We start from the raw sequence: 11,883 nt of genomic DNA, 5'->3' as shown, positions 1-11,883 counted from the left end.
GCATCCAGTACGCAGCGGCTTCTCGATTGAATCACAGCCGTCTCGGAGTACTGGATCGTCCGGTCAAGCCGGACGATGACGGCGGTGAGTTTGGTGACGTCCACTGTCTCTAGGCACCTCGGCAAGATCCCTCAAATTTGAACAAACCCCGCAGGTTCCCGTTCAGCACGCGCATTAAGGGCCGGAGAACCTGATGCCGCTAGGGTGGTGCAGTCGAGCGCAGTGCTCTTTTCAGTTGCCTGTTTCAGTTGCTTTTGGGGAAGCCATGACCGCCTCAGCCAAACCCGCCGCCAAACGCAGGCTCTTGCTGGCCTCCGACCGCAGCGACCAGAGCAGTGAGCTTGCCCATATCCTGCAGTCGGTCGGCGAGGTCGCAACGGTCTCGACCCAGGAGATCCCCGAGCAGCCGGCGCGCGATCTCTCCGGCATCATCGTCGACATCAACCTGCGCTCGTCCGAGAGCGTGCAGCGGGTGCGCAACAAGCTGCGCGGCGACGCCTATCGTTCGATGCCGCGGCTGTTCGTGCTGGCGGATGCGCTCCACCACGGCACCATGCAGGCCTGGGCGCTGGGCGCCACCGACACGATCTCGCGGCCGCTGCAACCCGAGGCCATTTTGCAGCGCATCCGTGCCGCGTTCCCGGACACCACCACCTATGACGCCAGCGATCGCGGCAAGACGCTGAACCGCGGCGTCGAGGCGGCGCACGGCGTGCTGGCGAAAATGTTCGAGAAACTGCCGCTCGGCGTGCCCCTGACGTTCGATGACGTCGTCGCCGCCGAGAACAAGATCCTCAAGGCGATCAAGCATTCCTCGCTGCGCGAGTGGCTCACCACCGTCGGCTGCCACCATGTCGGCAGCTACCGGCACTGTCTGTTCGTCACCGGCTTTGCAGTCGCCTTCGCGCAGCATCTCGGCATGCGCGAGGACGACCAGCGCCGCCTGACTCGCGCCGCGCTGCTGCACGACGTCGGCAAGGCCTTCGTGCCGACACAGCTTCTGGACAAGCCCGGCAAGCTCACCGACGAGGAGCTGGACGAGGTCCGCCAGCATCCGCGCCGCGGCTACGAAGCGCTCGCCGAGCAAGGCGGCTTCCCGCCGGAAATGCTCGATGTCGTGCTGCACCACCACGAATTCCTCGACGGCAGTGGCTATCCGAACAAGCTCTCCTCGAACCAGATCAGCGACATCGTTCGCCTGACGACCATCGTCGACATCTACGCGGCACTGGTCGAGAAGCGTGCCTACCGCTTGCCCTTCACCCACTCCCGCGCCTTCGCGATGCTGGAGGGCATGGGCGGCAAGCTGGACCAGCAGCTCGTGCAGGCCTTCCGCCCGGTCGCGCTGGGATCGTTCTGACGAAACATTCTCCGCGGCCTTAGGTGGGTTAGCGAGGCACAACCCACCACCGCCTGCAGCCATGTTGGGTTACGCCTAGCGGACTGCGCTTCGCGCAGCCGCGGGGCTAACCCACCCTACGAATTCTGCCGGCCGCCGTCCTCATACGACGAAATCTCGACCAGGCTGCCGTCCGGATCGCGGCAATAGACCGAGCGCAGCGTGCCGCGGGCGCCCTGCCTGGCCACCGGGCCTTCCTCGATCGCGACGCCATGCGCCGTCAGATGCGCCACCACCTCGTCGGGGGTGGCCGTGGTGAGGAAGCACAGATCCTCGCTGCCGGCGGTCGCATGGTCCGCGGTGAACCACTCAACCTTGTCGGCATCGCGCGGCCGGACGTTGATCTTCTGGTTGCCGAACTGAAGCGACGTCCGCGGCGCTTTGCCGCCGCCGGGGTCGAACACCCTCACTTCCATGCCGAGGATTTTGCGGTACCACTCGGCGGTGCGCGCGACGTCGGCGACGTTGACGACGAGGTGATCGAGGGCCTGAACCTTGACGGACATGCCTTATCCTTTCGTCGCGATGCGGGTAGCGCACTTCTCGTCGGTGGCGGGCTTTGTTACAACGCGCTGCCATCAAGAACAACAAACTGGGAGAAGATTTCAGATGATCACACGCCGCACTGCGCTGGGCCTGCTTGCCGCCAGTCCGCTTGCAACCGCGCCGCTCTCGAGGGCCTTTGCGGCGGATTATCCGGCGCGGCCGGTGAAATGGGTCGTCGGCTATCCGCCGGGAGGCGCCACCGATATCCTGGCGCGGCTGATCGGCCAGCGGCTGTCGGAAAAATTCGGCCAGCAATTCGTGATCGAGAACAAGCCCGGCGCCGGCAACAACATCGGCACGGAGTCCGTCGTCAATGCCGAGCCCGACGGCTATACGTTGCTGCTGGTCAATCCGGCCAATTACATCAACGCTTCGCTCTACGCCAATCTGAAGTTCAACTTCGTGCGCGACATCGCGCCGGTAGCGTCGTTCCAGCGTGTGCCGAACGTGATGACCGTGAACAAGGACGTGCCGGCGAAGAACGTCGCCGAATTTATCGAATATGTGAAGGCCAATCCCGGCAAGGTGAACATGGCCTCCTCGGGCAACGGCACCTCGGTGCATCTGTCGGGCGAGATGTTCATGGCGATGACCGGCTGCAAGATGCAGCACGTGCCCTATCGCGGCGCGGCGCCCGCGATCACCGACATGCTGGGCGGCCAGGTGCAGGTGATCTTCGACAACATGCCCTCGATCATCCAGCACATCCGCTCTGGCTCGCTTCGCGCGCTCGGCGTCACCACGGCCGAGCGCTCCTCGCAATTACCCGACGTGCAGGCGATCGCGGAGACCGTCCCGAACTACGAGGCGAGTGCGCTGTTCGGCATGGGCGCGCCGAAGAACACGCCGAAGGAGATCATCGCCAAGCTCAACGGCGAGATCAACGCAATCATGAAAGAGCCCGACATGACCAAGCGCCTGGTCGAGCTCGGCGGCGAGCCGCTCGTGCAGACGCCGGATGCGTTCGGCGACATGATCAAGGCCGAGACCGACAAGTGGAAGAAGGTCGTCGAGTTCGCCGGCCTGAAGGTCGAGTAGCGATACCGGCTCGCGCATGTCGACGCTGACGAAGCCCCGCCGCGAGGCGGGGCTTTTTTCATTTGCGTTCCGGAACCGATTTTTAGGCGAGCGCGCAATCACGCAGTCGTGCGGACCTCCATATGCGCGTTCCCGCTTGACGGCAGGCTGCTTCCACCTATACTAAACCACATGGTTAAGTATCAGAGCGAGACGCTAGACCGAACCTTTGCGGCGTTGTCCGATCCGACGCGGCGTGCGCTGCTGGCACGGCTCGGCGAGGAGGACGGCCTGTCGGTCAGCGAACTGGCCGCGCCGTTTTCGATCTCGCTGCCCGCAATCATGAAGCATCTCGAGGTGTTGTCGGATGCAGGCCTGATCGTGCGGGAGAAGACCGGGCGGACGGTCGCCTGCCGGCTCACCGCGCAGCCGATGGAGCAGGCGATGAACTGGCTCAATCGCTACGCGCGCTTCTGGTCCGACAATTTCGATCGCCTTGCAGCTTTTGTGGAGGAAGACCCATGGCCGTCAACCAAGCAGCCGCAGCCCGCGCCGGCGAACGTCCAAGCCTCACCCTCACGCGCCGGCTCCGCGCGAAGCCGGAAAGGGTCTACGCCGCGTGGACGCAGGCAGAGCAGCTAGCGCAGTGGTTCGGCCCGCCGAACATGAAGCCCGCGACGGTGCAGGCCGACCTCGACGTCCGTACCGGCGGCCGCTACCGGATCAGCTTCACCCGCGACGACGGCGAATATTTCGAGGCCGGGGGGACCTACCGCGAGGTCGTGCCGAACGAGCGGCTGGTGTTCTCCTGGGCTTGGCACTCGACGCCGGAACGCGAGTCGCTCGTCACCATCACGTTCAAGCCCGACAACGGTGGCACGCTGATGATCTTCCATCATGCCCAGTTCTTCGACGAAACCGCACGCGACAACCATCAACGCGGCTGGAGCTCGTTCTTCGACAAGCTCGACGCCTTCGTCGCCTGATCAACGGAGTTCATCATGCAGCAACATCAGATCGTTTCCCGCCAGGAGTGGATCGTTGCCCGCAAGGCGCACCTGGCGCATGAGAAAGAGTTCAGCAAAGCGCGCGAGCGTCTCGCCGAGGAGCGCCGCAACCTTCCCTGGATCAAGGTGGACAAGAATTACGTGTTCGACGGCGCGAACGGCAAGGTGACGCTTGCCGACCTCTTCAAGGGGCGCCCGCAGCTCGTCGTGCAGCATGTCATGTTCGCGCCCGATTGGGAGGCGGCCTGCAAGAGCTGCTCGTTCTGGGCCGACGGTTTTGAGCGCATGGTGCCACATCTGGCCGCGCGCGATACCGCCATGGTCGCGATCTCGCTCGCGCCGGTTGCCAAGCTCGAGGCCTTCAAGAAGCGCATGGGCTGGACGTTCGACTGGGTGTCCTCGGGCGACAATGACAATGACTTCAACCATGACTTTGGCGTAACGTTTACGCGCGAAGAGATCGACAACGGCGAGCCGAAATACAATTTCGGCACCACGCCGTTCTACGGCCCCGAGCTGCCCGGCATCAGCGTGTTCTTCCGCGACGAGACTGGCGCCGTCTTTCACACTTACTCGTGCTTTGCCCGCGGTCTCGACATGATGAACGCGGCCTACCAGTATCTCGATCTCACCCCGCTCGGTCGTCACGAGGAAGGCCTGCCCTATCCGATGGACTGGGTGCGGCTACGCGACCAGTACGAGCCTGATGCAGCAAAGGCGGCGTGCTGCCATGGCTGAGCTGGTCGGGTTGCTGGGTCTTCAGCGACGCTTGTGGCAAGGCGCCGTCCACATCCACAGTGTCATCGCCCGCGAAAGCGGGCGATCCAGTATTCCAGAGGCCGTGACGAGTACGGAAAGGCCGCGGCGTACTGGATTCCCCGCCTTCGCGGGGAATGACAGTCGCGCTTGTTGCGGCAACGCGCAGCAAACCTATCGCTTTGCGTCGGCCTGCTCCGTCCCGGTGCACGAGATCAGCATCGTATAGGCGCGGGCGTTGCCGGCGATGTCGGTGGTCTTGAGCTCACCCTTCGGCTCGGCGGTCTGGTAGGGCACGACGGAATTGTCGAGGAAGTCGCGCATCGCGCCGGTCTTGATCGCGAAGTTGATGTTTTCGGGGATCGTTCCCGTCGCCCTCATCAGCATCCTGGCATCGAGCTTCGACACGACCACGCCGATCAACTGGCCGGACGTGTCGAACAGCGGGCCGCCGCTGTTGCCTGGCTGGACGGCCGCGCTGATCTGTAGGTGACGGGTGTCGTTGAGAATGCCGCTGAGCGAACTCACGATGCCCGTCGTGACCGTGAAGTCGGAGGTCAAAAGGCCATGATATGGAAAGCCGATCGCCACGACGGAATCGCCGGAGCGGATTGAACGATCGCGGATCTTGGCAAAGTCCTTGAACGTCGCCGTCGCTGGCGCCTGCAGCAGCGCCAGATCGTTGACCGCATCGCGCGACACCACGCGCAGCACCATCCTCGCTTCGCCGGTGAGATTGCCCTTGATGTCCCCGACGCAGCCGTCAATCACATGATTGTTGGTGACGACGTGACCGCTGCCACTGACCACGAAGCCTGTGCCGCTGTAGCTTCCGGTCTTGCCCGGTTTGCCGCTGGGCGGCGCCTGCTTGTCAGCGGGCGCCGGCTTCGCCGCGACCTTGGTGAAATCGCCGGCCTTGCTTAGCCCGTCGGCCTTCACCTTGGTGACGCAATTGGCCAGCGCCGCGATCACGGGCCCACTCGACGTCAACTGGAATTGCAGGACGGTGCGGCCGGCCGTCGCGACCATCAGGCTCGCCTTCTGAAACGACCGCACCACGTTCGGCGGCATGATCGCGGTCAGCATGTCGGATCGATTGGCTGTGGCAAACACGCGCGCTTGCTCCTGGCCGTCAAAGGTCACGTCGATCGCGGCGTTCTCGTCCTTGTTGAACTTGTAACCGGGACTGGCGAAGCTCAGCAGCCACGAGCCCGCTGCATTCTGGGCGACGACCAGAATGACGCCGTTGGCATACGGCGCCGTCGCTGCGCAATGAGAGAACGCGCCGGACTCATCATTGCTGAACGCGCCGCCGATCCAATTGCCGATATTGACGGATCCGAACGGCCCCGCGGCATTGACAACCCCGATCAGAACGATGTGCAGCACGCATGCCACTGCCCACTTCAACATTGCAAAGCCCCGGAACGCTTCTCGTTCGACACCTTACCCGTACGACCCGGTTTGGCGCAACCGGCAGTTGTTCGGCGCCGGCCGTCGCCCGGTTGGATGACGGCGCCCTTGCTTTTACTTTGCGATACGGTATACTTTGCATTACAAAGTAAACGACGCCCCCGGATGGGGTCCGCGGGTGTAGCGAGGTTCGACGTTGCAGATGCGCGATCTCGATAAGGCGCTGGCCGATATCGTGGCGATCCGCAGCCAGATCGCAGCCGGCACCGCCTTTCGTGGCTATGGTCCCGCGACGATGGTCGCAACCGGCGCGCTCGCGCTCATCACCACCATCCTGCAATACTGGTTTATTGACGATCCGAGCGCTCAGCCGCTTGCCTTTTTCCTCGGCTGGGGTCTTGCGGCCGGCCTCTCGGGCTTCGTTATCTGGATCGAGATGCGCGCGCGCTCGCGCCGCCATCACTCCGGTCTTGCCGATGTCATGATTCACCAGGCGATCGAGCAGTTCCTGCCGGCTGGCGTTGCCGGCGTGCTGCTCGCGGTGGTGTTGTGGAAGTTCGCGGCCGAAACGCTCTGGCTGTTGCCGGGCCTGTGGCAGGTCCTGGTGTCGCTCGGCATCTTCGCTTCCGTCCGCTCGCTGCCGCGCAGTGTCGCGCTGGCGGGCGCCTGGTATTTCGTGTCGGGCTTTGTGATCGTCGTGCTGGCGAGCCAGACTCACACGCTCTCGCCCTGGACCATGGGGCTGCCCTTCGTAATCGGGCAGTCGCTGATGGCCGGCATTCTCTATGTTGCGTCCGGAGACCATGATGTCGAAGATTGAAAGTGCACCCTTCTCCTATGAGGGGCTCGATCGCGTCATCCATGAAAAGGCAAGGCTCGGCCTTTTGACCTCGCTGATGGCGCATCCGAAGGGGCTCGCCTTCGCAGATCTCAAGCAGCTCTGCGGCCTGACCGACGGCAATCTCAGCCGGCATCTCGCCGTGCTGCAGGAGGCCGGCCTCGTCGACGTGACCAAAGGCTACGAAGGCAACCGTCCCCACACCACCTGCCGGCTGACCAAGGCCGGCCGCCGCCGGTTCCTCGATTATCTCACCGTGCTCGAACGCCTGGTGCGCGATGCCGCCAAGGCCGCCGGCCGCGAGGCGCCGCCGCTCGGCCGCCTCGGCATCATCTCGACCTGACCCCCCCCTTTTTTGATCGGAGACTTTGCAATGCAAAGTGACGTCACGCAGGCAAACGACAAGCTTCATGTCGGCATCATCATGGACGGCAATGGCAGGTGGGCGACGCGGCGCGGCCTGTCGCGCGTCCGCGGCCACGAAGCCGGTGTCGAGACGATCAGGCGCATCGTCGAAGCCGCACCCAAGCAAGGCATCGGCACCCTGACGCTCTATGCGTTCTCGACCGACAATTGGCGCCGGCCGAGGGCCGAGGTCGCGGCCCTGATGACGCTGCTACGCTTCTATCTCGCCAACGAGGTGCAGAGCCTGGTCAAGAACGGCGTCCGGCTCTCGGTGATCGGCCGTCGCGACCGCCTGCCCGAGGGCATTGCCGCGGCAATCGCCGGCGCCGAGCGCGCAACCGCCCACGGCAAAGCGCTGCATTTGCGCATCGCCGTCGATTATTCGGCGCGCGACGCCATCCTCAACGCCGCCGCCAAGGCGGCCGCGCTGACGAGCCTCACCCGAGAGGCCTTCTCGCAGCTCGTCACCGGCGAAGCGTTCTTGCGCGATGTCGATCTCATCATCCGCACCTCCGGCGAAAAGCGCCTGTCGGACTTCCTGCTGTGGGAGGGCGCCTATGCCGAACTGCATTTCACCGAGCGGATGTGGCCCGAATTCGAGGCCAGCGATCTCGCCGAGGCGCTGGCCTCCTTCCATCGGCGCGAACGCCGCTTCGGTGGCTTGCAGTCCTTGCCGCTGGAGCCGGCGCCGAGCCTGTGATGCGATGCGGTATGGCCACTGATGCCGAAAAGTTGAGCAGCTTCGCCGCTTTTATCCCTTCGACGCCGATCGCATCGGTGCCTAGTCTGGCACGGACGGGGATATCAACATGCGCGCGGTGCTGGACTATTGCAGGAGCGGAACGGAGCGGCGGGTCGCAGCCGGCGCGCTGATCCTGACCGAGGGCGGCGCCTCGGGGCATCTCTACGTGCTGATGGAAGGCAAGCTCGAGGTGATCAAGGGCGGCACCGTGGTTGCGACCATCGCCGAGCCCGGCGCCGTATTCGGTGAGATGTCGGTACTGCTCCAACAGCCGCACACCGCGACGGTGCGCGCCTGCGCCGATTCCGTCATCTACGAGTTCGACGATGCCGCCTCGTTCCTGATCCAGGAGCCCGAGGTCGCGCTTCTGCTTGCGCGTATGCTGGCGCAGCGGCTCAACGTCGCCAACACCTATCTTGCCGATCTCAAGCGGCAATATGCCGGGCAAGGCAACCATCTGGCGATGGTCGGCGACGTCCTGCAAAGCATGATCAACCTGCCGTCGCAGGAGGTTTCGCCAGGCTCGGATCGGCAATCCGATCCAAGAATGTGAGCCAGTCCGGCGGCTCGGCGACTGCCGACGCGGGCCGCCGCAGGGCCGCATCGAGATCGATACATTGCGCTTCGCCTGCCGCTAGCCAGAACGCTTTGCCCGCGTCGAGATCGAGCACGATGTGGGTCGGTGGCCGGCCATGCTGGAGGCCTGCGTTGAACACCCAGGTGGTGCCGAGCCGGTCGTACCACGCGCCGTCGGTGATGAAGGGCGATTGGTGCACATGGCCGGAGATCACCATCGTCGGCTGATACTGCGCGATCCATTGCACCAGATCGACGTCACCGAAGAAGCGCTTGCCGCCCCAGCTCGTCGGCGAATTCGCAGGTGGCGCGTGATGCGCCCAGATCCAGCGCTGCGGTCGTCTTGTGGCGGCCTCGCTCAGTTGCGAGGCAATCCGCGCCTTGACCACCGGGCCGTCCCACCACGGGCAGACCGTGAACAGCGTGTCGCCGATCCTCAGGTCGTCGCCGTCGCAGGCAATGCCGAGCTCGCGGGCCTCCGTGATCCAGCGCGAGATTTTCTCGCCCTCGGCGCTGCGCTCGTCGAGGTCATGATTGCCCGAGCACAGGATGACGCGCGTCTGACGCGCCAGCATCGCGAGGTATTTTTTCACCACCACGATCTGCGCGCGAAAATCCACCTGCGAGGAGATGTCCAGCGCATCGCCGGCGAAGATCACGAGGTCGAATTGCGGCGCCGCGCTGACGAGCCAGTCGAGCTGCGGCAGCGAGTAATGTAGGTCGGCGACGACCAGGCAGCGCATTGAAAATCCGTCAGGTCAGAAAATGAGAAAACGCGGGAATTCCGCATCGGAAAAGCAAGAAGCAGACCAGCGTGGCCGGCCCGCAGCCGCGGCAAATTGGCAAGGGCTGGACCTCCCCGGCGAAGTCTGGTGTCGTAGCGCGGCCTCATGGCAGGTGATCGCATGACCTCGTTCAAGACCATTCGCGCCCGCGCCGAGAAGCGCAAGGGCGGGCCCAAGCAGCTCGAGAAGCTCCTGCCGGCGAAGCCCGATGCAAAGGCGCTGACAAAGCTGCCTGACGATCGCATTCTCGCGGAGATGACGAAGCGGGTATTTTGCGCCGGCTTTGCCTGGAGCGTGATCCACTCAAAATGGGACGGCTTCGAGCAGGCCTTCCTGCACTTCCAGCCGGCCAAGCTGACCTTTCAGCCCGAGGACTACTGGGAAGGCCTGATGCGCGACGCCCGCATCGTGCGCAACGGTGCAAAGATCCTGTCGGTGCGCGAGAATGCCACCTTCGTGCAGGAGATCGCCAAGGAGCATGGCAGCTTCGGAAAATTTCTGGCGAAATGGCCGGCTTCGGACGAGGTCGGCCTGCTCGATCTGCTTGCCAAGCGTGGCAGCCGGCTGGGCGGTAACACCGGCCAGATGCTGCTGCGCTTCGTCGGTTGGGACGGCTTCGTCACCTCCAGGGACGTCGTCGCGTGCCTGCGCGATGCCGGCCTCGACATCGCCGAGGAGGTGAAGTCAAAGGGCGATCTCGCCAAGGTGCAGGCGCAGTTCAATGCCTGGGCCAATGAGACGGGCCTGCCCTACACGCACCTCTCGCGCATCTGCGCGTTATCGGTCGGGGAAAACCGCGGGGAGTGACGGCCCCGCGCCACGGCGGGCGCCTGAAGAAGCGCCCAGCAAGGGAGAAGCGCCCATGGCAGGAGATCTGGAAGGCAAGGTTGCCGTCGTGACAGGGGCTGCGTCGGGCATTGGCCTGGCGAGCACCGAGGCGATGCTGGCCGCAGGCGCGCGCGTGGTGCTGGTCGACCGCGACGCCGCAGCCCTGAAGGCCATTTGCGACAGGCACGGCGACGCCGCGATCCCGCTCGTCATCGACCTGCTGGACCCGAGGGAGTGCGCCACGCTCTTGCCGCGCGTTCTGGAGAAGACCGGTCAGCTCGACATCCTGCACGCCAATGCGGGCACGTACATTGGCGGCGATCTCGTCGAGGCCGACAGCATCGCGATCGACCGGATGCTGAACCTGAACGTCAACGTCGTGATGAAGAATGTCCACGACGTGCTGCCTCACATGATCGAGCGCCGGACGGGTGACATCATCATCACGAGTTCGCTCGCGGCGCATTTTCCGACACCGTGGGAGCCGGTCTATGCATCGTCCAAATGGGCGATCAACTGTTTCGTGCAGACCGTGCGACGCCAGGTGATCAAGCACGGCATCCGCGTGGGATCGATTTCGCCCGGTCCCGTCATCACCGCACTGATCGCGGGCTGGCCGCCGGAGAAGCTGGAGGAAGCGAGGGCCTCCGGAAGCCTGCTCGAAGCCAGCGAGGTCGCCAATGTGGTGATGTTCATGCTGACGCGCCCGCGTGGCATGACCATTCGCGATGTGGTCATGCTGCCGACCAATTTCGATCTCTAGACGCGTCTTGATCTTTAGCCGCCTCTTGAGAATGCAACCGCCGCCGCGTTTTGGACCACGTGCGACTGCCATCTCGATGTCGCCCCAATCATGCCACGAGCACGGCGGACGCAACCGATCGCCTCGGACGTGGAGGCGCTGCGGAACAATTGCGCGTGCGATCTGTTCGGGAGTCTAAGCCGGGGCGGCCAGTGCTGGAACAAAGTCCGCCACGGCGACGCCAGGGACACCACACAAGCGCGAAATGGAGCGGCTCATGAAGCTGAACGCCATCCAGGTCAAGGAGACCATGAGACAGTTGGACGCCCAGGTGCTTCCCGACGGACACCCGGCCGTGCCTCAGCTCAACAGCCTGTTCGGAGATCATACGTTCTTCGTCGACGAGAGCGGACTGAAAGTGCTGGAGCCCACCGACTCATCCGCGATGGAGAGCCGGACCGGCGAAGTCGTCAGCCTTGCCGACTGGAGCGATCCGGAGCTGACCAGCCTCAGGGCGCACGAGCCGGAGCCGACCGGCGTGATCGTGGTGTTCGAGCCGAGCAAGCATTGAAGGAGTTTGCGCGACCGCGACGGCCGTCGGCGCGCTGATGGGCGTGCCGCGGTCGATGACGACTGGACGCGAGACGCGTCAGTGATGCCGCTCGTCGCGACTTTGCGACCGAACCGGCGGTTGCCCGCGACAGCGCGTTACTCAACGCTCGCGTGTTACCCTCAAAAGCACCTTCCATGTATCGATCCATGTATCGATTTTTTTTCGCGCCATCGGCGACGTATTCAAGAACAGACCAACGGTCTCGCTGACCGAACC

General features: G+C 64.1%; 14 protein-coding genes and 1 pseudogene. 12 read left to right on the top strand and 3 right to left on the bottom strand.

The features are described from left to right. Positions 1-265 precede the first annotated feature (265 nt). Positions 266-1,360, top strand: a complete 1,095-nt coding sequence (locus SO180_RS04730) for an HD-GYP domain-containing protein (RefSeq protein WP_449377656.1) — start codon at positions 266-268, stop codon at positions 1,358-1,360. 116 nt (positions 1,361-1,476) lie between these two features. Here the strand turns inward: SO180_RS04730 and SO180_RS04725 are convergent, their stop codons facing one another. Continuing rightward, positions 1,477-1,905 carry a VOC family protein gene (locus SO180_RS04725; RefSeq protein WP_449377655.1) on the bottom strand — a complete coding sequence of 143 codons (429 nt, stop codon included), beginning with the start codon at positions 1,903-1,905 and terminating at the stop codon, positions 1,477-1,479. Between the two features lie 103 nt (positions 1,906-2,008). On the opposite strand from SO180_RS04725, the gene SO180_RS04720 reads away from it, so the two are divergent. The 4 genes and pseudogenes from SO180_RS04720 to SO180_RS04705 all read left to right on the top strand — a co-directional run bounded on the left by SO180_RS04720 (position 2,009) and on the right by SO180_RS04705 (position 4,707). Beyond that, on the top strand, positions 2,009-2,983 hold the full coding sequence (locus SO180_RS04720; RefSeq protein ID WP_449377654.1) for a Bug family tripartite tricarboxylate transporter substrate binding protein: 975 nt from the start codon (positions 2,009-2,011) through the stop codon (positions 2,981-2,983). Positions 2,984-3,154: 171 nt separating this feature from the next. After that, positions 3,155-3,604 carry an ArsR/SmtB family transcription factor gene (locus tag SO180_RS04715; protein ID WP_449377653.1) on the top strand — a complete coding sequence of 150 codons (450 nt, stop codon included), beginning with the start codon at positions 3,155-3,157 and terminating at the stop codon, positions 3,602-3,604. Between the two features lie 11 nt (positions 3,605-3,615). Further along, positions 3,616-3,948, top strand: a pseudogene (locus tag SO180_RS04710) (SRPBCC family protein); the annotation flags it as partial. A gap of 15 nt (positions 3,949-3,963) precedes the next feature. After that, the gene (locus SO180_RS04705) at positions 3,964-4,707 is read left to right on the top strand and encodes a DUF899 domain-containing protein (protein ID WP_449377652.1); all 744 of its coding nucleotides are present in this window, start codon (positions 3,964-3,966) and stop codon (positions 4,705-4,707) included. Between the two features lie 192 nt (positions 4,708-4,899). Here SO180_RS04705 and SO180_RS04700 read toward each other — a convergent pair whose 3' ends face one another. Then, the gene (locus tag SO180_RS04700) at positions 4,900-6,138 is read right to left on the bottom strand and encodes a S1C family serine protease (protein ID WP_449377651.1); all 1,239 of its coding nucleotides are present in this window, start codon (positions 6,136-6,138) and stop codon (positions 4,900-4,902) included. 202 nt (positions 6,139-6,340) lie between these two features. Here SO180_RS04700 and SO180_RS04695 point away from each other — a divergent pair, with 202 nt between their 5' ends. From SO180_RS04695 to SO180_RS04680, 4 genes are all read left to right on the top strand, one after another. Then, positions 6,341-6,958, top strand: coding sequence for a hypothetical protein (locus tag SO180_RS04695; protein ID WP_449377650.1), 618 nt, complete (start codon positions 6,341-6,343; stop codon positions 6,956-6,958). Further along, entirely contained in the window at positions 6,945-7,319 is a 375-nt protein-coding gene (locus SO180_RS04690; protein ID WP_283038759.1) for a transcriptional regulator, read from the top strand. Before SO180_RS04695 ends, SO180_RS04690 begins: the two co-directional genes overlap by 14 nt. 30 nt (positions 7,320-7,349) lie before the next feature. Continuing rightward, the gene (locus SO180_RS04685; RefSeq protein WP_449377649.1) at positions 7,350-8,081 is read left to right on the top strand and encodes a di-trans,poly-cis-decaprenylcistransferase; all 732 of its coding nucleotides are present in this window, start codon (positions 7,350-7,352) and stop codon (positions 8,079-8,081) included. Positions 8,082-8,190: 109 nt separating this feature from the next. Continuing rightward, positions 8,191-8,676: a Crp/Fnr family transcriptional regulator gene (locus SO180_RS04680; RefSeq protein ID WP_449377648.1), complete on the top strand. Its 486-nt coding sequence runs from the start codon at positions 8,191-8,193 to the stop codon at positions 8,674-8,676. Here the strand turns inward: SO180_RS04680 and SO180_RS04675 are convergent. After that, positions 8,615-9,442 carry a metallophosphoesterase family protein gene (locus SO180_RS04675; RefSeq protein WP_449377647.1) on the bottom strand — a complete coding sequence of 276 codons (828 nt, stop codon included), beginning with the start codon at positions 9,440-9,442 and terminating at the stop codon, positions 8,615-8,617. The genes SO180_RS04680 and SO180_RS04675 overlap by 62 nt on opposite strands. Positions 9,443-9,604: 162 nt before the next feature. Between SO180_RS04675 and SO180_RS04670 the strand changes: the two genes are divergently transcribed. The 3 genes from SO180_RS04670 (at position 9,605) to SO180_RS04660 (ending at position 11,625) form a co-directional block, all read left to right on the top strand. After that, entirely contained in the window at positions 9,605-10,291 is a 687-nt protein-coding gene (locus SO180_RS04670; protein ID WP_449377646.1) for a DNA-3-methyladenine glycosylase I, read from the top strand. 55 nt (positions 10,292-10,346) lie between these two features. Further along, positions 10,347-11,075, top strand: a complete 729-nt coding sequence (locus tag SO180_RS04665) for an SDR family oxidoreductase (RefSeq protein ID WP_449377645.1) — start codon at positions 10,347-10,349, stop codon at positions 11,073-11,075. Between the two features lie 256 nt (positions 11,076-11,331). Continuing rightward, positions 11,332-11,625: a hypothetical protein gene (locus SO180_RS04660; protein WP_449377644.1), complete on the top strand. Its 294-nt coding sequence runs from the start codon at positions 11,332-11,334 to the stop codon at positions 11,623-11,625. The last annotated feature ends 258 nt before the right edge of the window (positions 11,626-11,883 follow it).

The sequence above is a fragment of the Bradyrhizobium sp. UFLA05-112 genome (genome assembly GCF_053572325.1).
The sequence above is the reverse complement of the archived record's forward strand: the minus strand, read 5'-3'. Positions and strand labels throughout refer to the sequence as shown.